Raw genomic sequence first — 22,974 nt, 5'->3', positions numbered from 1 at the left:
CCGGTGCGCCCCTACGCGCACTAGCGCTAGCGCGCCTGCCGCGCTGATCGGTTTCGCCCTCCGTCAAGCCTCGTCTGTTGTAGAGCGTCGCCAGCGGTGGCGCGAACTCCATCGTTTTCTGGTTCACCTACAAAATTCCCCTGGAGCCTCCCCATGACAGACAAGCTGATCATTTTCGACACGACCTTGCGTGACGGCGAACAATCGCCCGGTGCGTCGATGACGAAGGAAGAAAAAATCCGTATCGCCAAGCAACTCGAACGGATGAAGGTCGACGTGATCGAAGCCGGCTTCGCGGCCAGCTCGAACGGCGATTTCGATGCGATCCACACGATCGCGGGGCTCGTGAAGGACAGCACGATCTGCTCGCTGGCGCGTGCCAACGACAAGGACATCCAGCGTGCCGCCGATGCACTGAAGCCGGCCAACAGCTTCCGGATCCACACCTTCATCGCCACCTCGCCGCTGCACATGGAGAAGAAGCTCCGGATGACGCCGGATCAGGTGTTCGAGCAGGCGCGCCTGGCCGTGCGTTTCGCGCGCAAGTTCACCGACAACGTCGAGTTCTCGCCCGAAGACGGCAGCCGCTCGGACATGGATTTCCTGTGCCGCGTGCTGGAAGCCGTGATCGCCGAAGGCGCGACCACCATCAACATCGCCGACACGGTCGGCTACGGCGTGCCGGAGCTGTACGGCAACCTGGTCAAGACGTTGCGCGAGCGCATCCCGAATTCGGACAAGGCGGTGTTCTCGGTCCATTGCCACAACGATCTGGGCATGGCCGTGGCGAACTCGCTGGCCGGCGTGCAGATCGGCGGCGCGCGCCAGGTCGAGTGCACGATCAATGGTCTCGGCGAGCGGGCGGGCAATACCTCGCTCGAGGAAATCGTCATGGCCCTGAAGACGCGCAAGGATTACTTCGGCCTCGACGTCGGCCTCGACACCACGCAGATCGTGCCGGCGTCGAAGCTCGTCTCGCAGATCACCGGGTTCGTGGTGCAGCCGAACAAGGCCGTGGTCGGCGCCAACGCGTTTGCGCACGCCTCGGGCATTCACCAGGACGGCGTGCTGAAGGCGCGCGACACCTATGAAATCATGCGCGCGGAAGACGTGGGCTGGAGCGCGAACAAGATCGTGCTCGGCAAGCTCTCGGGCCGCAACGCCTTCAAGCAGCGCCTGCAGGAGCTGGGCGTCGCGCTCGACAGCGAAACCGAACTGAACGCCGCGTTCACGCGCTTCAAGGATCTGGCCGACCGCAAGGCGGAGATTTTCGACGAGGACATCATCGCGATCGTCTCGGAAGAAGCCGCCGTGGTCGAGCGCGAGCACTACAAGTTCGTGTCGCTGTCGCAGCGCTCGGAAACGGGCGAGCAGCCGCACGCGAAGGTCGTGTTCTCGGTGGCCGGCGGCGAAGTGACGGGCGAGGCGCATGGCAACGGGCCGGTGGACGCGGTGCTCAACGCCATCGAAACCGAAGTCGGCAGCGGCTCCGAGCTGCTGCTGTACTCGGTCAACGCGATCACCACCGGCACGCAGGCGCAGGGCGAAGTCACGGTGCGGCTGTCGAAGAGCGGCCGGATCGTCAACGGCGTCGGCACCGATCCCGATATCGTCGCGGCCTCGGCCAAGGCCTATCTGTCGGCGCTGAACAAGCTGTATTCGGACGTCGACAAGCTCAATCCGCAACGTTCGTGATCCCGGGGCCGGCCCGCGAGGCTGGCGCAAGCCTGGACTATGCATGAAAAACGCCCCGCGAGGCCTGATGGCTCGCGGGGCGTTTTTCATTGCGACGGCCGATTGCGCCGGGGCTGCGATCGATTACATGCTGCCCGGATTGCGCAGCGTCGAGAACGACCAACGGTTGGCGTTGGCGCGCATCGGCTGCCGGTAGTCGACCAGGATCTCGCGCGCTGGCGCATCGGCGATGAATGCATCGATCAGGTCGCGTACGTCATGGTCGATCGTGTCGGCGCGCGTGGCGTCGATGATCACGATGGCGCGGTCCGGAATCTGACGCAGGTAATGCTTGACCTGCACCTTGCCGAGAAACGACACGTCCTTGCGGAACGTCAGCAGGTAGTGATCGTCGTGCTGCGCAAGCGTGGCCGGGCTGCGCAGGTTCGCCAGCGCCACCGCCAGCACGCTGATCACGATGCCGAGCGCGATGCCGAACAGCAGGTCCACCGCGAGCACGCCGGCGATCGTCGCGACGAACGGAATGAAGGCGGCCGGCCCCTGCTTCGCGACGGCCTGGAACAGCTTCGGCTTGGCGAGCTTGAAGCCGGTGTGGATCAGGATCGCGGCGAGCGTGGCCAGCGGGATCAGGTTGATCAGCTCGGTCAGCAGGAACACGCTGACGAGCAGCAGCACGCCATGCACCACGGCCGAGATCCGGCTTTGTGCGCCCGCATGCACGTTCACCGAGCTGCGCACGATCACCGAGGTGATCGGCAGGCCGCCGAACGCGCCGGCCACCAGGTTGCCCACGCCCTGCGCCTTCAGCTCGCGATTCGGCAGCGGCGGGCGGCGTTTCGGATCGATCTGTTCGACCGCTTCGAGCGACAGCAGCGTTTCGAGGCTGGCGACGATCGCGAGCGTGATCGCCACGCGCCAGACGTCCGGGTTCCACAGCTGCGCGAAGTGCGGGCCGAATTCCGCGGCCTGCAGGGCGCCCCCGAGCGAGGCCAGCGAATCGAGCGCGGGCAGGGCGACGCGGTGCTCGGCAGGCGGCGCGAAACCGGGCAGCAGCGTATTGAGCGCGAGCGTCGCGGCGATGCCGATCGCCACCACCACGAGCGGCGCCGGCACGTTGCGCACCAGCGCGAAGCGGCGCAGTGCGGGCAGATCCCAGGCGATCAGCAGTGCCAGCGAGGCGACCGCGATGACGGCCGCGCCGATCGCATGGGCGCTGAACGCGGCCGTACCGCCGCGCAGGCCGAGCGCGAACGGCACCTGCTTGACGATCAGCAGCAGGCCGATCGCGGCCAGCATGCCCTTGATGACGGGCGAGGGCACGTAGGCCGCCAACTGGCCCGCGCGCAGCATGCCGAGGCCGAGCTGCAACAGGCCCGACAGCACCACGGCGAGCAGGAAGGCCGGAAAGCTGCCGAGCTGGGCGATGCCGTCGATGACGATCACCACCAGGCCGGCTGCCGGCCCGCTGACGGACAGCGGCGAGCCGCTCAGGAACGCGACCACCAGGCCGCCGACGATGCCCGAAATCAGGCCCGCGAACGGTTCGACGCCCGACGCGTTGGCAATGCCGAGACACAGCGGCAACGCGACGAGAAACACGACGGTGCCGGCGACGAAGTCGCGCGGGAACGTGGAGAAGACGTTGCGTAGATTCATGATGGGGATCGGATGGGAGAGCGAGAGGGCGGGCGCGCGGGCCGGGGCGAGAACCCGGCCCGCGCCGGATTCAGGCGGCCTTCAGCGAGCCGGGATTGGCGAATTCGGTGGGTTCGATTGCTTGGGCCGACGTGGTGTCCGACGGCTCGTAGCCCGACGACAACACGTTCAGCAGGCCGTCCGACAACGAGAAGATCCAGCCGTGCACGAGCGGTGCGGACGTGCTGTCGCGCACGATCGGGTGTTCGCGCAGGCGTTGCACCTGCTCCAGCACGTTCAGTTCGGCGAGCCGGTTCGCGGCCGTATCGGCCGGCAGCGCATCGAGCGAACTGCGGTGCCGTGCCGCCAACGCGCAGAGCGGCGCGATGCGGCGCGCGACGTGCGGCAGATCGGCCGGCGGCGGCAGCAGCGAGGCGCGCACACCGCCGCAGCCGTAGTGGCCGCAAACGATCACGTGATCCACCTTCAGCACGCGCACCGCGTATTCGAGCACGCTGACGCTGTTGTCGTCGTCGGGGTGGAACAGGTTGGCGATGTTGCGGTGGACGAACAACTCGCCCGGCGCACTGTGCGTGATCGATTCGGCGGGCACGCGGCTGTCGGAGCAGCCGAGCCACAGCACGCGGGGGTTTTGTCCCTGCGACAACGCATCGAAGAAGCCGGGTACGCGCTCGGCGGTTTCCCGCGCCCAGGCGACGTTGGCGGCGAGCAGGCTTTTGGCGTGATTCATCAGGAATCCTATTCAAATAGGCAAGATATGAACGGTGCGGGAGGCAACACGTTCGGCCGCGCTTTCCGGATTGAAAGCTAGTTGGAAGGAATATTAGGGGTTTATCTGGATGCGAGGCGGGGCTGAAACATTCTGTTTCAAATTACGGAAATGAGAATACGCTTTGCACCATTTTGGAAAAGAAATGGCTGATGGATGGTGCAGGGCATATCGATGAAAGTGCCGCCCATCAAGGGATATGAGCGGAAAAAGCTACGAATTGGTTTGATAACTTAAAGATTATTTTTCCGATTTCATTGCGATATGAAGGAATCAATAAAAAAGGCCATTTCGCCGGTTGGCTGAAATGGCCTGAATCGATCCTGTCGACAATGACAGTATTTTGAAAGTTTTCGGGTGCCGCTCAGAACGCCACGCGACGATCGGGATCGTGCAGCGGGTCGGGCGTCTTCTGCGTGAGGCGCAGGATGCCCTGGTCGTCGAAATAGAAGCTGTACAACATGTACCAGACGTTGTCCTCGAGATAGCGGTACGTCCACACTTCGCGCTTCATCAGCGGGAAGTACGCGGTTTCCTCGGGGCGGCCGAAATTGACCAGCACGTCGGCCTTCTTCCACTTGCCGATCTCGGCGCGATAGAACTCGTTCGGTTGCAGCACCTGGCGCATGCTGCGCACCTTGCCGGCCGCGTCGACGTCGGCGGCGGTGGTGGTCTCGCCCATCGGCTGGGTCGGCCACATCAGGCGCTTGCCGCCGTCGGGCAGGTCGTAGATCTCGCCCGGCGGACCGAGCCGGGCGATCAGCGCCGACTGATCTTCTCCCGCCTGATAGCGCTGCCACGGTTGCGCGCAGCCAGCCAGCAGGGTGGCCGCCACGGCAAGCACTACGGGAAGTCGTCGAAACATGCGGATCTCCGTCGGATGCGATGCGCTGTTGTATCACCGCTCGGGTATCAAGTCACGCGTCGCGCGCGGGAGCCTGGCGTGCGGCTCCGGTATGATTCGGGTTCTGAATTCTGCCTGTAAGGAACGCCATGCCGGTTCCGCTGGAAACGCCTCGCTGCCGCCTGCATGGCGTTCATGCCGGCCACCCTGGGCGGGCAGGATCGTGTTGCCGAGCCGGTGCGCATCGCGCTGATTGATCGAGCGCAGGTTCGGCCCGTTGGCGATGCCGGGCACCGCGATCATGCGCTTCGACCATGCCGGCCCTGGTTCCGACCCGTGCTGGCGCTGCCGGTGACGCTCATCGAACTGCCTCGGCGGCATGCCGAACGGCGCCTTCTGGCAGGCAGCTTAGGCGGGCAAATGACTTGTGCTACAATGCCCGCCGGTTGTCAATTATGACAGCCGTCACGGCACGGCCATTCTTCCGTGTCCGCCTGTTCGCTAGAAAGGAAATCACATGTCGGTTGCAGATATCAAGAAGTCGGAAGTTGTTGCTAATTTCGCGCGTGGCGCCAACGACACGGGTTCGCCCGAAGTTCAGGTTGCGCTGCTGACCGCGCGCATCATCGAGCTGACGGGTCACTTCAAGTCGCACGCCAAGGATCACCACAGCCGCCGCGGCCTGCTGCGCATGGTGAGCCGCCGCCGCAAGCTGCTCGACTACCTGAAGGGCAAGGATGCCGACCGCTATCGCGCGCTGATCGAGAAGCTGGGTCTGCGTAAGTAAGCGGGGCGACGTTCGCCTCTCGCAAATGCCTGTGTCAGTCCGCTGATACAGGCATTTTGTTTTTCAGCGGTACGTCACGATTCGCCGTTGTCTGTACCGAGGGCGCCCGTCCGGAATCCGGACGCGCCGCCCGCCGGCCTGGTCGCCGGGTGGAGCTTTGTGTCATTCCAGTGCGGCGGTTGCCGTCACGCGCCAGTCGCGCACTGGAATGGCATAAAAAACACACCTCCGTCCCGTCATGCCGGGCCGCACCGCCGCCGCGCACGCGGTTCGCAATCTCGCGCGGCGCATGCCATCAATGAACAAATCAAGGATCGACCATGTCTCTGTTCAACAAAGTCGTGAAGGAATTCCAGTGGGGCCAGCACAAGGTTCGTCTTGAAACGGGCGAAGTCGCCCGTCAGGCGAGCGGCGCCGTGATCGTCGACGTCGAAGACACTGTGGTGCTGGCGACCGTCGTGGGCGCCAAGTCGGCCAAGCCGGGCCAGGATTTCTTCCCGCTGACCGTCGACTACCTCGAAAAAACCTATTCCGCCGGCAAGATCCCGGGCGGCTTCTTCCGCCGTGAAGGCCGTCCGTCGGAGCACGAGACGCTGACCTCGCGCCTGATCGACCGCCCGCTGCGCCCGCTGTTCCCGGAAGGCTTCTACAACGAAGTCCAGGTCGTGATCCACGTTCTGTCGATCAACCCGGAAGTGCCGGCCGACATCCCCGCGCTGATCGGCGCGTCGGCTGCGCTGGCCGTGTCGGGCCTGCCGTTCAATGGCCCGGTCGGCGCCGCGCGCGTGGCCTACATCAATGAGCAGTACGTCCTGAACCCGACGCGCGAGCAACTGAAGGCGTCGAACCTGGATCTGGTCGTCGCCGGTACGGAACGTGCCGTGCTGATGGTCGAATCGGAAGCCGATCAACTGCCGGAAGACGTGATGCTCGGCGCCGTGGTGTTCGGTCACGAACAGATGCAAACGGCGATCGATGCGATCCACGAACTGGTGCGCGAAGGCGGCAAGCCCGAGTGGAACTGGCAGCCGGCGCCGAAGGACGAGGCACTGATCGCCTCCGTCACGGCAGCGGCACAAGGCGACCTGCTGGCCGCCTACCAGATCCGCGACAAGCAGGCCCGTTCGGCCAAGCTGAAGGAAGTCTACGCCGCCACCTCGGCCAAGCTCGAAGCCGAAGCGGCCGCAGCCGGCACGACGGCGGCCGACAAGGCCACGGTCGGCAACGTGCTGTTCGACATCGAAGCGAAGATCGTCCGTTCGCAGATCCTGAACGGCGAGCCGCGTATCGACGGCCGCGACACGCGCACGGTCCGTCCGATCGAAATCCGCAGCGGCGTGCTGCCGCGCACCCACGGTTCGGCGCTGTTCACGCGCGGCGAAACGCAGGCGCTGGTGGTGGCCACGCTCGGCACCAAGGGCGACGAGCAGATCATCGACGCGCTCGAAGGCGAATACCGCGAGCGCTTCATGCTTCACTACAACATGCCCCCGTTCGCCACCGGCGAAACGGGCCGCGTCGGCTCGCCGAAGCGTCGTGAAATCGGCCACGGCCGCCTCGCGAAGCGCGCGCTGGTCGCCTGCCTGCCGAGCGCCGAGGAATTCGGCTACTCGATCCGCGTCGTGTCGGAAATCACCGAATCGAACGGCTCGTCGTCGATGGCTTCGGTCTGCGGCGGCTGCCTGGCGCTGATGGACGCCGGCGTGCCGATGAAGGCGCACGTCGCCGGCATCGCCATGGGCCTGATCCTCGAAGACAACAAGTTCGCGGTGCTGACCGACATCCTCGGCGATGAAGATCACCTCGGCGACATGGACTTCAAGGTGGCGGGCACGGAAGCTGGCGTGACGGCCCTGCAGATGGACATCAAGATCCAGGGCATCACGAAGGAAATCATGCAGGTCGCACTGGCCCAGGCCAAGGAAGGCCGTCTGCACATCCTCGGCAAGATGAAGGAAGCCGTGTCGGGCGTGAACACGCAGCTGTCCGAGTTCGCACCGCGCATGATCACCGTCAAGATCAACCCGGAAAAGATCCGCGACGTGATCGGCAAGGGCGGTTCGGTGATCCGCGCGCTGACCGAAGAAACGGGCACGACGATCGACATCTCCGACGACGGTGTCGTGACCATCGCGAGCACGAGCAGCGAAGGCATGGCCGAGGCGAAGAAGCGCATCGAGCAGATCACGGCTGAAATCGAAATCGGTCAGGTCTACGAAGGCGCGGTGCTCAAGCTCCTCGATTTCGGCGCGATCGTGAACCTGCTGCCGGGCAAGGATGGCCTGCTGCACATCTCGGAAATCGTCAACGAGCGTGTGAAGGACATCAACGACTACCTGAAGGAAGGCCAGGTCGTGAAGGTCAAGGTCATCCAGGTGGACGAGAAGGGCCGTGTGCGCCTGTCGGCCAAGGCACTGCTGAACGAAGCAGGGCAACCGGGCGACGCACCGCAGCAGTAAGCGTAACGAAAGCGGCCGCCCGCATCAGCGGGCCGGCCGTTTTTCCTGCAGGATGGACGGGCCTGCGTCGTGAATCGGCGCAGGCCCGTCCCTATCTTGGAGCGACCCAAATGAAGGCGATCGAAATCACCGAATTCGGCGCGCCCGACGTGCTCAAGCTCGTCGAGCGGCCCCGGCCCGACCCGAAACGCGGCGAGGTGCTGATCAAGGTGGCGGCATCCGGCATCAACCGGCCGGATGTCCTGCAGCGCAAGGGCGCCTATGCGCCGCCGCCCGGTGCGTCCGATCTGCCGGGCCTGGAGGTGGCGGGCGAGATCGTCGGTGGGGAGTTCGGCGAGGGCGCGGCGAACCCGTTCGGGCTCAAGCTCGGCGATCGCGTTTGCGCGTTGCTGGCGGGCGGCGGTTATGCCGAGTACGTCGCGGCGCCGCTGGCGCAGTGCTTGCCCGTGCCGGCCGGTCTGACCGACATCGAAGCCGCGTCCTTGCCCGAAACCTTCTTCACGGTCTGGAGCAACGTGTTCGATCGCGGGCTGCTCGGCCGCGGCGAGGGTGGTGAGCAGGAAACCCTGCTGGTGCAGGGCGGCTCGAGCGGGATTGGCGTGACGGCGATCCAGATTGCGCATGCGCTCGGCTATCGGGTATTCGCGACGGCCGGCACCGACGAGAAGTGCCAGGCTTGCGAGGCGCTCGGCGCCGAACGCGCCATCAACTACAAGACGGAAGATTTCGTCGACGTCGTCAAATCGCTGACCAACGACCGTGGCGCGGACGTGATCCTCGACATGGTGGCGGGGTCTTACGTGCCACGTGAGCTGAGCGCGCTGGCCGACGGTGGTCGGCTGGTGGTGATCGCGCTGCTTGGCGGCGCGAAGGCCGAAGTCAGCCTGGGCGAGGTCCTGCGCCGACGCCTGACGATCACCGGCTCGACGCTGCGCCCGCGCGCCGTCGAGTTCAAGGCGAAGATTGCGGCGCAGTTGAAGGAAACCGTGTGGCCGCTGATCGAAAGCGGCACGGTGAAGCCCGTGGTCTATCGCGTGCTGCCGGCCGTGGAGGCCGCGCAGGCGCATGCGTTGATGGAAAGCAGCGAGCACATCGGCAAGATCGTGCTCGATTGGGGTGCCAGCGCTTGACATTTCCGGTTTGACCGGTTCTTGCTCGTCGAAGTAAAATCGCCGGTTTGCTTCGTCCGACCGGTTGCGCCATTTTTGCGAGCTCGCCGGATCGGCGGGCGTTACGACGAAGATTCAGTTCGAGATACGAGAAACGATGTCCACAGAACGAGTGAAGCGGGTAGTCGGTAACTGGAAAATGCACGGCCGTCTCGATGGCAATCGCGCGCTGCTGAACGACGTGCTCGCGGGTGCCAAGGATGTGCCGGCCGGCGTCGAGATCGGTGTTTGCGTGCCGTTTCCGTATCTGGCGCAGGCAGGCGAATTGCTGGCGGGCGGCCGCGTAGCCGTGGGCTCGCAGGACGTGTCGGCGCATGAGCAGGGTGCCTACACGGGCGAAGTGGCGGCAGCCATGATCGCCGAATTCGGTGCGAAGTACGCGCTGGTCGGGCATTCGGAGCGCCGGACGTACCACGGCGAATCGAGCGATCTGGTTGCCGTGAAGGCGCAGCGTGCGCTGACGGCCGGCCTGACGCCGATCGTCTGCGTCGGCGAAACGCTGGCCGAGCGCGAATCGGAAGCGACCGAGCAAGTGGTCGGCGCGCAGCTCGACGCGGTGCTGGCGTTGCTGTCGGCCGACGAAGCCGCGCGCATCGTGGTGGCCTACGAGCCCGTCTGGGCGATCGGCACGGGCAAGAGCGCCACGTCGGATCAGGCGCAGCAGGTACACGCGTTCCTGCGCTCGCGGCTGGTGGCGAAGGGCGTGGGTCACGTGTCGGTGCTTTACGGTGGCAGCGTGAAGCCGGAGAATGCGGCCGAGCTGTTCGGCCAGCCGGATATCGACGGTGGCCTGATCGGCGGCGCGTCGCTGAAAAGCAATGATTTCCTGGCGATTTGCCGCGCGGCGCAATAAGCGACGCGGCAAACCGCCCAATGTTTGTGAATCCGGGGTCGCGTACGGAGTGTGCGCAGCAATCCCACAATTCGGGTGAATGAGATGTCTTTTCTGAAAGTCTTGATTATCGTGGTGCAGGTCCTGTCCGCGCTTGGCGTGATTGGTCTGGTACTGCTTCAGCATGGCAAGGGTGCCGATATGGGTGCCGCATTCGGCAGCGGTGCGTCGGGCAGCTTGTTCGGCGCGACCGGTTCGGCGAATTTCTTGTCGCGCACTACGGCAATCCTGGCAACTGTGTTTTTCATTTCGACGCTCGCGCTGACTTATCTCGGCTCGTACAAGTCGTCGCCGTCGATCGGTCTGCTCGGCGGGCAGGCTGCGCCCTCGGTGGCCGCGGCTTCCCAGCCCGCAACGGCCTCCGGCGCATCGATTCCGGCCGCTACGTCCGGCGCATCGGCACCGGCTGCTGCATCCACGTCCAGCCAGGACGTTCCGAAGTAAAAAAGGCCGAAAAAGAGAAAATAGTGGTTGATCGGCCCAAAAAAGTCGGGCTATAATTTAATTCTTGTCGCGATTGACTGGAAGCGAATTTCCCAGGCAATCGCCGCAGTGCCGACGTGGTGAAATTGGTAGACACGCTATCTTGAGGGGGTAGTGGCGAAAGCTGTGCGAGTTCGAGTCTCGCCGTCGGCACCAAAGTTTTGTAATGCCAGCCTGCTTCAGCGGCTGGCATTTTTCATTTCAGGATCCCATTTTGCGTTGCCTCGCAATAGCGTGCGGTCCGAAATGACCCTTTGCTCGGAAGGTGATATGCTTCGCTCCGATCAGAACTAACCGATAGAGGATGGCCTTGAACCTCGCTGCCTATTACCCCGTCTTGCTGTTCCTTCTCGTAGGCCTTGGGTTGGGCGTGGCACTGATTGGCATCGGCAAGGTCCTCGGTCCCAACAAGCCCAACAGCGAAAAGAACTCACCGTACGAGTGCGGTTTCGAGGCATTCGAGGATGCGCGCATGAAGTTCGACGTGCGCTATTACCTCGTCGCTATCCTGTTCATCATTTTCGATCTCGAAACCGCTTTCCTGTTTCCTTGGGGTGTCGCCCTTCGCGACATCGGCTGGCCCGGTTTCATGGCCATGATGATCTTCCTGCTCGAGTTCCTGCTGGGTTTCGCCTACATCTGGAGAAAGGGCGGCCTCGACTGGGAATAAAGGGCGGGTCAATCACCGGTTTGCGTGAGGCGGCCACTCTCCGCCGCCTGTCAGGAGTGGAAAGCAATGAGTATCGAAGGGGTCTTGAAGGAAGGGTTTGTCACCACCACGGCCGACAAACTGATCAACTGGACGCGCACTGGGTCCCTGTGGCCAATGACGTTCGGTCTGGCGTGCTGCGCGGTCGAGATGATGCATGCGGGCGCGGCCCGCTACGATCTCGATCGTTTCGGCGTCGTGTTTCGCCCGAGCCCGCGCCAGTCCGACGTGATGATCGTCGCCGGCACGCTGTGCAACAAAATGGCGCCGGCGCTGCGTCGCGTCTACGATCAGATGGCCGAGCCGCGTTGGGTGATTTCGATGGGGTCGTGCGCCAACGGCGGCGGCTACTATCACTATTCCTATTCCGTCGTGCGTGGTTGCGATCGTATCGTGCCCGTCGACGTCTACGTGCCAGGGTGTCCGCCGACAGCCGAGGCGCTCGTCTATGGCGTGATCCAGCTACAAGCCAAGATCCGCCGGACCAGCACCATCGCCCGTCAATAAAGCCCCGAGCACCCACAATATGGCAAGCAAAATCGAGATCCTCAAAGCCAACCTCGAGACCGCGCTCGGTGAGCGCGTGGTCAGCCTGACCGAGGCCATTGGTGAACTGACGCTGGTCGTGCGTGCGCGCGACTATCTCGAAGTCGCTACGCTGCTGCGCGACGACCGGAAGCTCGGCTTCGAGCAACTGGTCGACCTCTGCGGTATCGACTATCAAACCTACGGCGACGGTGCCTACGACGGCCCGCGTTTCGCCGCGGTCCTGCAACTGCTCTCCATCACGAACAACTGGCGCCTGCGCTTGCGCGTGTTCGCGCCCGACGACGATCTGCCGATCGTGCCGTCGGTGGTCGACATCTGGAATTCGGCGAACTGGTACGAGCGCGAAGCGTTCGATCTGTTCGGTATCGTCTTCGAAGGCCACCCCGACCTGCGCCGCATCCTGACCGACTACGGCTTCATCGGCCATCCGTTCCGCAAGGACTTCCCGCTGTCGGGCTACGTCGAAATGCGTTACGACCCGGAAGAGAAGCGTGTCGTCTACCAGCCGGTGACGATCGAGCCGCGGGAAATCACGCCGCGTGTGATCCGCGAAGATCGCTACGGCGGCCTGAAACATTAAGAGGGCGGTATGGCTGACATCAAGAACTACACGCTCAACTTCGGTCCGCAGCACCCGGCAGCGCACGGTGTGCTGCGCCTCGTGCTCGAACTCGACGGCGAAGTGATCCAGCGCGCCGATCCGCACATCGGCCTGCTCCATCGCGGCACTGAAAAGCTCGCCGAAAACAAGACCTTCATCCAGTCCGTGCCGTACATGGATCGTCTCGATTACGTGTCGATGATGGTCAACGAGCACGGTTACGTGCTGGCGATCGAAAAGCTGCTCGGCATCGATGTGCCCGAGCGCGCGCAGTATATCCGCGTGCTGTTCGACGAAATCACGCGCGTGCTGAACCACCTGATGTGGATCGGCTCGCACGGGCTCGACGTCGGCGCGATGGCGGTGTTCCTCTACGCGTTCCGCGAGCGCGAGGATCTGATGGACGTCTACGAAGCCGTGTCGGGCGCGCGCATGCACGCTGCCTACTATCGGCCGGGCGGCGTCTATCGGGATCTGCCGGACGCAATGCCGCAATACAAGGCATCGAAAATCCGCAACGAGAAAGCGTTGTCGAAGATGAACGAAGCGCGCCAGGGCTCGGTGCTCGACTTCATCGACGATTTCTTCACGCGTTTCCCGAAGTGCATCGACGAGTACGAAACGCTGCTGACCGACAACCGGATCTGGAAACAGCGTCTGGTCGGGATCGGCGTCGTCAGCCCGGAGCGCGCACTGCAGCTCGGCCTGACGGGTGCGATGCTGCGCGGTTCGGGCATCGAGTGGGATCTGCGCAAGAAGCAGCCGTACGAGGTGTACGACAAGCTCGATTTCGATATCCCGGTGGGCGTGAACGGCGACTGCTACGACCGCTATCTTGTGCGTGTCGAAGAAATGCGCCAGTCTTGCCGCATCGCGAAACAGTGTATTGAGTGGCTGCGGAAGAATCCGGGGCCGGTGATGACCGACAATCACAAGGTTACGCCGCCCAAACGTGTCGACATGAAGTCGAACATGGAAGACCTGATTCACCACTTCAAGCTGTTCACCGAGGGCTTCCACGTGCCGGAAGGCGAAGCCTACGCAGCGGTCGAACATCCGAAGGGTGAGTTCGGTATCTATCTCGTGTCCGACGGCGCGAACAAGCCGTACCGGCTGAAGATTCGCGCCCCCGGTTACGCTCATCTCTCCGCGCTCAACGAAATGGCGCGCGGCCACATGATTGCCGATGCGGTCACGATCATCGGTACGCAGGACATCGTGTTCGGCGAAATCGACCGTTGATCGTCATGCCGCCCGCGTTGCGTGGGTGGCAAGCAGCAAGGCCTTGCAACGTGCGCTCCGTCCCGGTGCGCGTTCGCAGGCAGTCAACAGTGAGCGCCAGGTCTGCCGTCTCGTTCCCGCGGCAGGTTGTTCGTTCGGTAGGAATTGAAAGAGTCGTGTCTGAAAATGATCTCAGCTGAAGGCCTGAAAGAAATCGATCGCGTGATCGCGAAGTATCCCGCCGATCAGAAACAGTCCGCCGTAATGTCGGCGCTGGCCGTTGCTCAGGAAGAGCATGGCTGGCTCGCGCCCGAACTGATGCAGTTCGTCGCGGACTATCTCGGCATGCCGGCCGTCGCCGTGCAGGAGGTCGCGACGTTCTACACGATGTACGAGCTCAAGCCGGTTGGGAAGCACAAGCTCACGCTCTGTACGAATCTCCCGTGTCAGCTCGGTCCGCATGGCGGCGCCGAGGCCACGGCCGAATATTTGAAGCAGAAGCTCGGTATCGAGTTCGGTGAAACCACGCCCGACGGCAAGTTTTCATTGAAGGAAGGCGAATGTTTCGGCGCGTGCGGCGATGCGCCCGTCCTGCTGCTCAATAATCACAAGATGTGCAGCTTCATGAGCCGCGACAAGATCGACCAGCTGCTTGAGGAGCTCTCGAAATGACGTCTCTCCACGATCGTCACATCAAACCGCTGATCCTCGCCAACCTGAACGGCGAGAACTGGGGTCTCGAAGATTACGTCGCGCGCGGCGGCTATGCCCAGCTGCGCCGCATCGTCGAAGAAAAAATTCCGCCCGAGCAGGTGATTGCCGACGTCAAGGCGTCGGGCCTGCGTGGCCGCGGCGGCGCGGGTTTCCCAACCGGCCTGAAGTGGAGCTTCATGCCGCGTCAGTTCCCGGGCCAGAAGTACCTCGTCTGCAACTCGGACGAAGGCGAGCCGGGCACGTTCAAGGATCGCGACATCCTGCGCTGGAATCCGCACTCGGTGATCGAGGGCATGGCCATCGGCGCCTACGCGATGGGCATTACGGTCGGCTACAACTATATTCACGGCGAGATCTTCGAGGTCTACCGCCGTTTCGAGGCAGCGCTCGAAGAAGCGCGTGCCGCCGGCCTGCTTGGCGACAACATTCTCGGTTCGAATTTCTCGTTCCAGCTGCACGCACACCATGGCTATGGCGCGTATGTTTGCGGCGAGGAAACGGCGCTGCTCGAATCGCTCGAAGGCAAGAAAGGCCAGCCGCGCTTCAAGCCGCCGTTCCCGGCGAGCTTCGGCGTGTATGGCAAACCCACCACCATCAACAACGCGGAAACCTTCGCGGCCGTGCCGTTCCTGCTGACGGTCGGCCCGCAGACCTACCTCGAGATCGGCAAGCCGAACAACGGCGGCACCAAGATCTTCTCGGTGTCGGGCGACGTCGAGCGTCCGGGCAACTACGAGGTGCCGCTCGGCACGCCGTTCTCGGCGTTGCTCGAACTGGCCGGCGGGATGCGCGGTGGCCGCAAGCTGAAGGCCGTGATTCCGGGCGGTTCGTCGGCGCCGGTCATTCCGGGCGAGCAGATGATGCAAACGGACATGGATTACGACTCGATCGCGAAGGCCGGCTCGATGCTCGGCTCCGGCGCGGTGATCGTGATGGACGAAACCCGCTGCATGGTGCGCGCGCTGTTGCGTCTGTCGTATTTCTACCATGAAGAATCATGTGGCCAGTGCACGCCGTGCCGTGAAGGCACCGGCTGGTTGTATCGGGTCGTGAAGCGGATCGAGAACGGCGAAGGCCGCAAGGAAGATCTCGAACTGCTGAACTCGGTGGCCGAAAACATCATGGGCCGGACCATCTGTGCGCTGGGCGACGCTGCGGCCATGCCGGTGCGCGGCATGCTGAAGCACTACTGGGACGAATTCGCGTATCACGTCGAGCACAAGCATTGCATGGTCGGCAGTCATTCGCATGCGCCGTCCGCCGTGGCGGCCTGAAGCGAAACCCGATTGCGAAACATCAGCGCCCCGATGGGCGAGAGCGCGACCGAGCGCTAAAGGTTAAGGACCATACATCATCATGGTTGAACTTGAGATAGACGGGAAGAAGGTCGAGGTGCCCGAAGGCAGCATGGTGATCCAGGCTGCGCATAAGGCCGATAAGTATATTCCTCACTTCTGCTACCACAAAAAGCTGTCTGTTGCGGCCAACTGCCGCATGTGTCTCGTGGATGTCGAGAAGATGCCGAAGGCCGTGCCGGCCTGCGCCACCCCGGTATCGGCCGGGATGATCGTGCGCACGCACTCGGACAAGGCCGTCAAGGCGCAGCAGGCCGTGATGGAATTCCTGCTGATCAACCATCCGCTCGATTGCCCGATCTGCGATCAGGGCGGCGAATGTCAGTTGCAGGATCTGGCGGTCGGCTACGGCAAGTCGGCGTCGCGCTACCGTGAGGAAAAGCGCGTCGTGTTCCACAAGAACGTCGGCCCGCTGATCTCGATGGAAGAGATGTCGCGCTGCATCCACTGCACGCGTTGCGTGCGTTTCGGCGAGGAAGTCGCCGGTGTGATGGAGTTCGGCATGCTCGGCCGCGGCGAGCACTCGGAAATCACGACGTTCGTCGGCAAGACCGTCGATTCCGAACTGTCCGGCAATATGATCGATCTGTGCCCGGTCGGCGCACTGACGAGCAAGCCGTTCCGTTTCAGCGCCCGTACCTGGGAATTGTCGCGCCGCAAGTCGGTGAGCCCGCACGATTCCGTCGGCGCGAACCTGGTCGTGCAGGTCAAGAACAACCGCGTGATGCGCGTGCTGCCGCTCGAGAACGAAGCCGTCAACGAGTGCTGGATCTCGGACAAGGATCGCTTCTCGTACGAAGGCCTCAACAGCGAAGAGCGCCTGACCAAGCCGATGCTGAAGCAGGGCGGTCAATGGGTCGAAACCGACTGGCAGACCGCGCTCGAATATGTCGCGAAGGGCTTGAAGGGCATCGCCGCCGATCACGGCGCGAATGCGTTGGCCGCGCTCGCCAGCCCGCACAGCACGGTCGAGGAACTGTTCCTCGTCGCGCAGCTTGCTCGCGAGCTCAAGGTGCCGAACGTCGATTTTCGTCTGCGTCAGACCGATTTCTCGGCGCCGGTTTCGGGTACGCCATGGCTCGGCATGCCGATCGCCGATCTGTCGAATATCGATTCGGCGTTCGTGGTCGGTTCGACGCTGCGCCGCGATCACCCGCTGTTCGCCGCGCGTCTGCGTCAGGCCGCGAAAACCGGCACGCAGGTTCACATGTTGCACGCCACCAGTGATGACGCGCTGATTCCGACGTCGAAGCGCATCGTCGCCGCGCCGTCGGCATGGCTCGATACGCTGGCCGGCATCGCCGCCGCCGTCGCGCAGGCAAGCGGCGCGGCACTGCCCGAATCGCTGGCCGGCGTCGAAGCCTCGGCCGAAGCGCAGGCGGTTGCCAAGTCGCTCGCATTCGGCGAACGCCGCATCGTGCTGCTCGGCAACGCCGTGGTGCGTCATCCGCAATTCGCCCAGATCCATGCGGTTGCGCAGTGGATTGCCGAACACAGCGGCGCCACGCTCGGTTTCCTGACCGAAGCGGCCAACACGGTGGGCGCCCACCTCGTCGGCGTGCTGCCGGGCGAGGGCGGCTTGAATGCGCGCGAGGTGTTCGCCCAGCCGCGCAAGGGCTACGTGCTGCTCAACGTCGAGCCTGAATTCGATACGGCCGATCCGGTTGCCGCGCGTGCGGCGCTCGACCAGGCGGAAATGGTCGTCGTGATGTCGCCGTTCAAGTTCGGCGCCGATTACGCCGACGTGCTGCTGCCGATCGCGCCGTTCACCGAAACGGCGGGCACCTTCGTCAATGCCGAAGGTCGCGCGCAGTCGTTCAACGGTGTGGTGCGTCCGCTGGGCGACACGCGCCCGGGCTGGAAGGTGCTGCGCGTGCTCGGCAGCCTGCTCGGCCTGCCGAACTTCGAATACGAGACGTCCGACGAAGTGCGGCTCGCCGCGCTCGGCGAAGGCGATCTGTCGTCGCGTCTGTCGAACGCCACCGGCGTGGCACCGGCCCGCGCGGCCGCGCAAGCGGCAAGCGGTGCGCTCGAACGCCTGGCCGACGTGCCGATCTATCACGCCGATCCGCTGACGCGCCGTGCCGGCGCGCTGCATCTGACGGTCGCGGCGAAAGCCGCGCATTCGGCCGGGTTGCCGGCCGCGCTGTTCGAGCGCCTCGGCCTTCAGAACGGTGACGCGGTGCGCATCAGCCAGGGAGGCCGCTCGGTCGAACTTCCTGCCGTGCTCGACGCGAACCTGGCCGCAACGGTGGTGCGCGTGTCGGCGGCCACCTCCGCCGGTGCAGTGCTCGGCGGCCAGTCCGGTGAACTCGTGGTGGAGAAGGCGTAATGAGCTTGTTCGATACGATCAATTCGGGCGGTACCGAGCTGCTCGGCGCGGCATGGCCGACCGTATGGGCGCTCGTGCGGATCCTCGTCGTCTGTGTGGTGATCCTGCTGAGCGTCGCGTACCTGATTCTCTGGGAGCGCAAGCTGATCGGCTGGATGCACGTGCGTCTCGGCCCGAACCGTGTCGGCCCGGGCGGGCTGTTGCAGCCGATCGCCGACGTGCTGAAGCTGCTGCTCAAGGAAGTGATTCAGCCGTCGGCGGCCAGCCGTTGGCTCTACGTGATCGCGCCGATCATGACGGTGGTGCCGGCGTTCGCGGTGTGGGCGGTGATTCCGTTCCAGGCTGGCGCCGTGCTGGCCAACATCAACGCCGGGCTGCTGTATGCGATGGCAATCTCGTCGGTTGGTGTCTACGCGGTGATTCTGGCTGGTTGGGCGTCGAACTCGAAGTATGCGTTCCTCGGTGCGATGCGCGCGGCAGCGCAGATGGTGTCCTATGAAATCTCGATGGGCTTCGCGCTCGTGCTGGTGCTGATGACGGCCGGCAGCCTGAATTTCTCGGATATCGTGATTTCGCAACAGCAAGGCTATTTCGCGCACCACGGCATCAATTTCATGTCCTGGAACTGGCTGCCGCTGCTGCCGGTGTTCGTCATCTACTTCATCTCGGGCATCGCGGAAACGAACCGCCATCCGTTCGACGTGGTGGAAGGCGAATCGGAAATCGTGGCGGGTCACATGGTGGACTACTCGGGGATGGGCTTCGCGCTGTTCTTCCTCGCCGAGTACATCAACATGATCGTGATCTCGGCGCTTGCTGCCACGCTGTTCCTTGGTGGCTGGGACGCACCGTTCAGCTTCCTGCACTTCATCCCGGGCGTGGTGTGGCTCGTGCTGAAGATCTTCATGCTGCTGTCGGTCTTCATCTGGGTTCGCGCGACGTTCCCGCGTTTCCGTTACGACCAGATCATGCGCCTGGGCTGGAAGATCTTCCTGCCGATCTGCGTGATCTGGGTGATCGTGGTCGGCTTCTGGATGATGTCGCCGCTGAATATCTGGAATTGAGAGGGCGGATCCCATCATGACGGCAATCCAACATTTTTTTAAAACCTTCTTCCTGACCGAGTTGCTGAAAGGGCTCGCGATGACGGGCCGCTACACCTTCAAGCGCAAGATAACGGTGCAGTTCCCGGAAGAAAAAACCCCGATCTCGCCGCGTTTTCGCGGGCTGCATGCGCTGCGCCGTTATGAAAACGGCGAAGAGCGCTGCATCGCCTGCAAGCTGTGCGAGGCGGTGTGCCCGGCAATGGCGATCACGATCGAGTCGCAGGTGCGCGCCGACAACACGCGCCGTACCACGCGCTACGACATCGACCTGACCAAGTGCATTTTCTGCGGTTTTTGCGAGGAAAGCTGCCCGGTCGATTCGATCGTCGAAACGCAGATCCTCGAATATCACGGCGAGAAGCGCGGCGACCTGTATTTCACGAAAGAAATGCTGCTCGCGGTCGGCGATCGCTACGAAAAGGACATCGCGGCCGCGAAGGCCGCCGACGCGCCGTATCGATGATGAAGGATGGCCGGCCCGTGTGGGCCGGCCCGAGCGCCGCGGCAACGGTGCGCGGCACGTCGCTGTGCCCGAGAACCGTGCCTGACCAAGGCCTAAACGATGAACCGGTAACCATGGACTTCACGACCGTACTTTTCTACATCTTCTCGCTGCTGCTGGTGATCTCGGGGCTGAAGGTGATCACTGCGCGCAATCCGGTGGCTTCCGCGCTCTTCCTCGTTCTCGCGTTCTTCAACGCGGCAGCGATCTGGATGTTGCTCGAGGCCGAATTCCTCGCGATCCTGCTGGTGCTCGTCTATGTCGGCGCGGTGATGGTGCTGTTCCTGTTCGTGGTGATGATGCTCGACATCAACACCGACGTGCTGCGCCGCGACTTCCGCCGCTTCGTGCCGATGGCTTCGGTGGTGGGGGCGATCATCGTCGTCGAGACGGCGCTGATTCTCTGGCGCGGTTACGGCGCGACGTCGCAGCCGGTGCGCGACGTCGCCTCGGGTGCGCTCGCCAACATGTCGAACACGCGCCTGATCGGCAAGGTGATCTACACCGATTACATCTTCGCGTTCGAAATCGCCGGCCTCGTGCTGCTGGTGGCGATCATCGCCGCGGTGTCGCTGACGGCCAGCCGCGGCAAGGAACGCAAGCGCCAGCGCGTGTCCGATCAAGTGCGCGTGCGCCGCGAGGATCGCGTGCGCATCGTGAAGATGGCGGCCGAAGTTCCGCCGCCGCCGCCGGAACCGGCAACCGCCGACGCCGATTCCGCCGCGGCGCCCAAGAGCTGAGCGGAGGAGAACCGAATCATGTTGAACCTGACTCTTGCCCATTACCTGGTGCTCGGCGCGATCCTGTTCGCGATGAGCATCGTCGGCATCTTCCTGAATCGCCGCAACATCATCGTGATCCTGATGGCGATCGAACTGATGCTGCTCGCCGTCAATACGAACTTCGTCGCGTTCTCGCATTATCTGGGTGACGTGCACGGACAGATCTTCGTGTTCTTCGTGCTTACGGTTGCAGCAGCGGAAGCGGCAATCGGCCTCGCGATTCTAGTGACGCTGTTCCGCAAACTCGACACCATCAATGTCGAGGATCTCGACCAGCTCAAGGGCTAATTCCAGGCGAGTCTGCTATGTCGACCACACTCAATGAAACCACGCTGCTGGCGATTCCGCTGGCGCCGCTTGCCGGCTCGATCATCGCCGGCCTGTTCGGCAATATCGTCGGACGCAAGGGCGCGCATCGCGTGGCGATCCTCGGCGTCCTGATCTCGTTCATCCTCTCGGCCCTGGTGTTCCAGCAGGTGCTCGGCGGTGCGAGCTTCAACTCCACCGTCTACGAATGGATGCGGGTCGGCCCGCTCAAGCTCGAAGTCGGCTTCCTCGTCGATTCGCTGACCGCGATGATGATGATCGTCGTGACCTTCGTGTCGCTGATGGTGCACATCTACACGATTGGCTACATGCAGGAAGAAGACGGCTACCAGCGCTTCTTCTCGTATATCTCGTTATTCACGTTCTCGATGCTGATGCTCGTGATGAGCAACAACTTCCTGCAGCTGTTCTTCGGCTGGGAAGCGGTCGGCCTCGTGTCCTACCTGCTGATCGGGTTCTACTTCACGCGTGAAAGCGCGATCTACGCCAACATGAAGGCGTTCATCGTCAATCGCGTGGGCGACTTCGGGTTCCTGCTCGGCATCGGCCTGCTGCTCGCGTATGGCGGTTCGATGAACTACGGCGAAGTGTTCGCGAAGAGCAACGCGCTCGCGGCGATGCATTTCCCGGGCACCGATTGGGGCTTGCTGACGGTGGCCTGTATCTGCCTGTTCATCGGCGCGATGGGCAAGTCGGCGCAGTTCCCGCTGCACGTCTGGCTGCCGGATTCGATGGAAGGTCCGACGCCGATCTCCGCGCTGATCCACGCGGCCACCATGGTGACGGCCGGCGTGTTCATGGTCACGCGCATGTCGCCGCTGTTCGAACTGTCCGATGCGGCGCTGTCGTTCATCACGGTGATCGGCGCGATCACTGCGCTGTTCATGGGTTTCCTCGGCGTGATCCAGAACGACATCAAGCGTGTCGTGGCCTATTCGACGCTCTCGCAGCTCGGCTACATGACCGTCGCGCTCGGCGTGTCGGCCTATCCGGTCGCAGTGTTCCACCTGATGACGCACGCGTTCTTCAAGGCGCTGCTGTTCCTTGCAGCCGGCTCGGTCATCCTCGGCATGCATCACGATCAGGACATCCGCAACATGGGCGGCCTGCGCAAGTACATGCCGATCACCTGGATCACTTCGCTGGTGGGTTCGCTCGCGCTGATCGGCACGCCGTTCTTCTCGGGTTTCTATTCGAAGGATTCGATCATCGACGCGGTGAAGCTCTCCAACCTGCCGGGTTCGGGCTTTGCCTACTTCGCCGTGATCGCCAGCGTGTTCGTGACCGCGCTGTATTCGTTCCGCATGTATTTCCTCGTGTTCCACGGCGAAGAGCGCTTCCGCAAGCCGAAGCATCCCGATTCGCCAATGGGCCAGGCCGCCGCGCATGGGCATGACGCGCACGGTCACGACGATCATGCGCACGAACCGCGCGAAAGCTCGTGGGTCGTTTGGGTGCCGCTGGTGCTGCTCGCCATTCCGTCGGTCGTGATCGGTGCATTCGCTGTCGGCCCGATGCTGTTCGGCGATTTCTTCCAGCACGGCGTTGCGTATGACAAGGTGATTTACATCGGTCAAAACCACCCGGCGCTTGCCGAGATGGCCGGTGAATTCCAGGGCTGGGCCGCAATGAGCCTGCATTCGGTGTCGGGCCTGCCGGTTTGGCTCGCACTGGCCGGCGTCGTCGTTGCCTGGTTCCTGTATGTGAAGCGCCCGGACCTTTCTGCGGCGATCCGCCGTGCGGCCGGTCCGATCTATACGCTGCTTGATAACAAATACTACATGGACAAGATCAACGAGATCGTGTTCGCCCGGGGCTCGGTCGCGGTTGGTCGGGGCTTGTGGAAAGAGGGCGATGTCGTTGTGATCGATGGAGTCGTCAACGGGAGCGCGCGCTTCGTGAATTGGTTCGCGGGCGTCATTCGCTTCCTGCAGTCCGGCTACATCTATCACTACGCGTTTGCGATGATCATCGGCATGTTGGGTCTCCTTACCCTGTTTGTTACGCTCGGCGGCAAATAAG

22 protein-coding genes and 1 tRNA gene are annotated in these 22,974 nt (G+C 63.2%); 19 read left to right on the top strand and 4 right to left on the bottom strand.

Features of this window, described 5'->3' with window-relative positions:
* The first annotated feature begins 153 nt into the window (after window positions 1–153).
* Window positions 154–1,695, top strand: a complete 1,542-nt coding sequence (locus AB4850_RS27815; RefSeq protein WP_414442651.1) for a 2-isopropylmalate synthase — start codon at window positions 154–156, stop codon at window positions 1,693–1,695.
* Between the two features lie 123 nt (window positions 1,696–1,818).
* Here the strand turns inward: AB4850_RS27815 and AB4850_RS27810 are convergent, their stop codons facing one another.
* The 4 genes from AB4850_RS27810 to AB4850_RS27795 form a co-directional block, all read right to left on the bottom strand.
* Window positions 1,819–3,354 (bottom strand): SulP family inorganic anion transporter, encoded by a 1,536-nt coding sequence (locus AB4850_RS27810; RefSeq protein WP_414445629.1) that lies wholly within the window; start codon window positions 3,352–3,354, stop codon window positions 1,819–1,821.
* A gap of 67 nt (window positions 3,355–3,421) precedes the next feature.
* Window positions 3,422–4,081 carry a carbonic anhydrase gene (locus AB4850_RS27805; RefSeq protein ID WP_414442650.1) on the bottom strand — a complete coding sequence of 220 codons (660 nt, stop codon included), beginning with the start codon at window positions 4,079–4,081 and terminating at the stop codon, window positions 3,422–3,424.
* A 403-nt stretch (window positions 4,082–4,484) separates the two neighbouring features.
* On the bottom strand, window positions 4,485–4,985 hold the full coding sequence (locus AB4850_RS27800) for a hypothetical protein (protein ID WP_414442649.1): 501 nt from the start codon (window positions 4,983–4,985) through the stop codon (window positions 4,485–4,487).
* Between the two features lie 33 nt (window positions 4,986–5,018).
* A complete protein-coding gene (locus AB4850_RS27795; protein WP_414442648.1) occupies window positions 5,019–5,267 on the bottom strand; it encodes a hypothetical protein in 249 nt (82 codons plus the stop codon).
* A 214-nt stretch (window positions 5,268–5,481) separates the two neighbouring features.
* Here AB4850_RS27795 and rpsO point away from each other — a divergent pair, with 214 nt between their 5' ends.
* From rpsO to nuoL, 18 genes are all read left to right on the top strand, one after another.
* A complete protein-coding gene (gene rpsO / locus AB4850_RS27790) occupies window positions 5,482–5,751 on the top strand; it encodes a 30S ribosomal protein S15 (RefSeq protein WP_414442647.1) in 270 nt (89 codons plus the stop codon).
* Between the two features lie 320 nt (window positions 5,752–6,071).
* Window positions 6,072–8,210: a polyribonucleotide nucleotidyltransferase gene (pnp, locus tag AB4850_RS27785; RefSeq protein WP_414442646.1), complete on the top strand. Its 2,139-nt coding sequence runs from the start codon at window positions 6,072–6,074 to the stop codon at window positions 8,208–8,210.
* 110 nt (window positions 8,211–8,320) lie between these two features.
* On the top strand, window positions 8,321–9,340 hold the full coding sequence (locus AB4850_RS27780; protein ID WP_414442645.1) for an NAD(P)H-quinone oxidoreductase: 1,020 nt from the start codon (window positions 8,321–8,323) through the stop codon (window positions 9,338–9,340).
* Window positions 9,341–9,476: 136 nt separating this feature from the next.
* Window positions 9,477–10,232, top strand: coding sequence for a triose-phosphate isomerase (gene tpiA / locus AB4850_RS27775; protein ID WP_414442644.1), 756 nt, complete (start codon window positions 9,477–9,479; stop codon window positions 10,230–10,232).
* Window positions 10,233–10,316: 84 nt separating this feature from the next.
* Window positions 10,317–10,715 carry a preprotein translocase subunit SecG gene (gene secG, locus AB4850_RS27770; RefSeq protein WP_414442643.1) on the top strand — a complete coding sequence of 133 codons (399 nt, stop codon included), beginning with the start codon at window positions 10,317–10,319 and terminating at the stop codon, window positions 10,713–10,715.
* Window positions 10,716–10,825: 110 nt separating this feature from the next.
* Window positions 10,826–10,910: transfer RNA gene (locus AB4850_RS27765), tRNA-Leu, on the top strand.
* 154 nt (window positions 10,911–11,064) lie between these two features.
* Window positions 11,065–11,424 (top strand): NADH-quinone oxidoreductase subunit A, encoded by a 360-nt coding sequence (locus tag AB4850_RS27760; protein ID WP_414445628.1) that lies wholly within the window; start codon window positions 11,065–11,067, stop codon window positions 11,422–11,424.
* Window positions 11,425–11,490: 66 nt separating this feature from the next.
* Window positions 11,491–11,970, top strand: coding sequence for a NuoB/complex I 20 kDa subunit family protein (locus AB4850_RS27755; RefSeq protein WP_004186402.1), 480 nt, complete (start codon window positions 11,491–11,493; stop codon window positions 11,968–11,970).
* A gap of 19 nt (window positions 11,971–11,989) precedes the next feature.
* Complete coding sequence (locus AB4850_RS27750; RefSeq protein WP_414442642.1) at window positions 11,990–12,592, top strand: NADH-quinone oxidoreductase subunit C; 603 nt, start codon at window positions 11,990–11,992, stop codon at window positions 12,590–12,592.
* A 9-nt stretch (window positions 12,593–12,601) separates the two neighbouring features.
* Complete coding sequence (locus AB4850_RS27745) at window positions 12,602–13,855, top strand: NADH-quinone oxidoreductase subunit D (RefSeq protein ID WP_206126139.1); 1,254 nt, start codon at window positions 12,602–12,604, stop codon at window positions 13,853–13,855.
* A 165-nt stretch (window positions 13,856–14,020) separates the two neighbouring features.
* Window positions 14,021–14,506, top strand: a complete 486-nt coding sequence (gene nuoE, locus AB4850_RS27740) for an NADH-quinone oxidoreductase subunit NuoE (protein ID WP_414445627.1) — start codon at window positions 14,021–14,023, stop codon at window positions 14,504–14,506.
* A complete protein-coding gene (nuoF, locus tag AB4850_RS27735; protein ID WP_414442641.1) occupies window positions 14,503–15,822 on the top strand; it encodes an NADH-quinone oxidoreductase subunit NuoF in 1,320 nt (439 codons plus the stop codon). The genes nuoE and nuoF overlap by 4 nt, the downstream gene beginning before the upstream one ends.
* A gap of 82 nt (window positions 15,823–15,904) precedes the next feature.
* Window positions 15,905–18,235, top strand: a complete 2,331-nt coding sequence (gene nuoG / locus AB4850_RS27730) for an NADH-quinone oxidoreductase subunit NuoG (RefSeq protein WP_414442640.1) — start codon at window positions 15,905–15,907, stop codon at window positions 18,233–18,235.
* A complete protein-coding gene (nuoH, locus tag AB4850_RS27725) occupies window positions 18,235–19,299 on the top strand; it encodes an NADH-quinone oxidoreductase subunit NuoH (protein WP_414442639.1) in 1,065 nt (354 codons plus the stop codon). The genes nuoG and nuoH overlap by 1 nt, the downstream gene beginning before the upstream one ends.
* Before the next feature lie 16 nt (window positions 19,300–19,315).
* Window positions 19,316–19,804, top strand: coding sequence for an NADH-quinone oxidoreductase subunit NuoI (gene nuoI / locus AB4850_RS27720; protein WP_414442638.1), 489 nt, complete (start codon window positions 19,316–19,318; stop codon window positions 19,802–19,804).
* 113 nt (window positions 19,805–19,917) lie between these two features.
* Window positions 19,918–20,583 (top strand): NADH-quinone oxidoreductase subunit J, encoded by a 666-nt coding sequence (locus AB4850_RS27715; protein WP_414442637.1) that lies wholly within the window; start codon window positions 19,918–19,920, stop codon window positions 20,581–20,583.
* A gap of 18 nt (window positions 20,584–20,601) precedes the next feature.
* The gene (nuoK, locus tag AB4850_RS27710; protein ID WP_206126132.1) at window positions 20,602–20,913 is read left to right on the top strand and encodes an NADH-quinone oxidoreductase subunit NuoK; all 312 of its coding nucleotides are present in this window, start codon (window positions 20,602–20,604) and stop codon (window positions 20,911–20,913) included.
* Window positions 20,914–20,930: 17 nt separating this feature from the next.
* On the top strand, window positions 20,931–22,973 hold the full coding sequence (nuoL, locus tag AB4850_RS27705; RefSeq protein ID WP_414442636.1) for an NADH-quinone oxidoreductase subunit L: 2,043 nt from the start codon (window positions 20,931–20,933) through the stop codon (window positions 22,971–22,973).
* Window position 22,974: the final 1 nt, after the last annotated feature.

This window comes from Burkholderia sp. 22PA0106 (genome assembly GCF_047497155.1).
Taxonomy (GTDB): Bacteria; Pseudomonadota; Gammaproteobacteria; order Burkholderiales; family Burkholderiaceae; genus Burkholderia.
Note: the sequence above shows the minus strand (reverse complement) of the source record. Positions and strands in the feature narration are given on the sequence as shown.

What these genes read in the sequence shown, in the direction of transcription:
- AB4850_RS27815 (WP_414442651.1), top strand. Translation starts at nt 154, where the DNA reads ATGACAGACAAGCTGATCATTTTCGACACGACCTTGCGTGACGGCGAA.
- AB4850_RS27805 (WP_414442650.1), bottom strand. Translation starts at nt 4,081, where the DNA reads ATGAATCACGCCAAAAGCCTGCTCGCCGCCAACGTCGCCTGGGCGCGG.
- AB4850_RS27800 (WP_414442649.1), bottom strand. Translation starts at nt 4,985, where the DNA reads ATGTTTCGACGACTTCCCGTAGTGCTTGCCGTGGCGGCCACCCTGCTG.
- AB4850_RS27795 (WP_414442648.1), bottom strand. Translation starts at nt 5,267, where the DNA reads ATGATCGCGGTGCCCGGCATCGCCAACGGGCCGAACCTGCGCTCGATC.
- rpsO (WP_414442647.1), top strand. Translation starts at nt 5,482, where the DNA reads ATGTCGGTTGCAGATATCAAGAAGTCGGAAGTTGTTGCTAATTTCGCG.
- pnp (WP_414442646.1), top strand. Translation starts at nt 6,072, where the DNA reads ATGTCTCTGTTCAACAAAGTCGTGAAGGAATTCCAGTGGGGCCAGCAC.
- AB4850_RS27780 (WP_414442645.1), top strand. Translation starts at nt 8,321, where the DNA reads ATGAAGGCGATCGAAATCACCGAATTCGGCGCGCCCGACGTGCTCAAG.
- tpiA (WP_414442644.1), top strand. Translation starts at nt 9,477, where the DNA reads ATGTCCACAGAACGAGTGAAGCGGGTAGTCGGTAACTGGAAAATGCAC.
- secG (WP_414442643.1), top strand. Translation starts at nt 10,317, where the DNA reads ATGTCTTTTCTGAAAGTCTTGATTATCGTGGTGCAGGTCCTGTCCGCG.
- AB4850_RS27755 (WP_004186402.1), top strand. Translation starts at nt 11,491, where the DNA reads ATGAGTATCGAAGGGGTCTTGAAGGAAGGGTTTGTCACCACCACGGCC.
- AB4850_RS27750 (WP_414442642.1), top strand. Translation starts at nt 11,990, where the DNA reads ATGGCAAGCAAAATCGAGATCCTCAAAGCCAACCTCGAGACCGCGCTC.
- AB4850_RS27745 (WP_206126139.1), top strand. Translation starts at nt 12,602, where the DNA reads ATGGCTGACATCAAGAACTACACGCTCAACTTCGGTCCGCAGCACCCG.
- nuoE (WP_414445627.1), top strand. Translation starts at nt 14,021, where the DNA reads ATGATCTCAGCTGAAGGCCTGAAAGAAATCGATCGCGTGATCGCGAAG.
- nuoF (WP_414442641.1), top strand. Translation starts at nt 14,503, where the DNA reads ATGACGTCTCTCCACGATCGTCACATCAAACCGCTGATCCTCGCCAAC.
- nuoG (WP_414442640.1), top strand. Translation starts at nt 15,905, where the DNA reads ATGGTTGAACTTGAGATAGACGGGAAGAAGGTCGAGGTGCCCGAAGGC.
- nuoH (WP_414442639.1), top strand. Translation starts at nt 18,235, where the DNA reads ATGAGCTTGTTCGATACGATCAATTCGGGCGGTACCGAGCTGCTCGGC.
- nuoI (WP_414442638.1), top strand. Translation starts at nt 19,316, where the DNA reads ATGACGGCAATCCAACATTTTTTTAAAACCTTCTTCCTGACCGAGTTG.
- AB4850_RS27715 (WP_414442637.1), top strand. Translation starts at nt 19,918, where the DNA reads ATGGACTTCACGACCGTACTTTTCTACATCTTCTCGCTGCTGCTGGTG.
- nuoK (WP_206126132.1), top strand. Translation starts at nt 20,602, where the DNA reads ATGTTGAACCTGACTCTTGCCCATTACCTGGTGCTCGGCGCGATCCTG.
- nuoL (WP_414442636.1), top strand. Translation starts at nt 20,931, where the DNA reads ATGTCGACCACACTCAATGAAACCACGCTGCTGGCGATTCCGCTGGCG.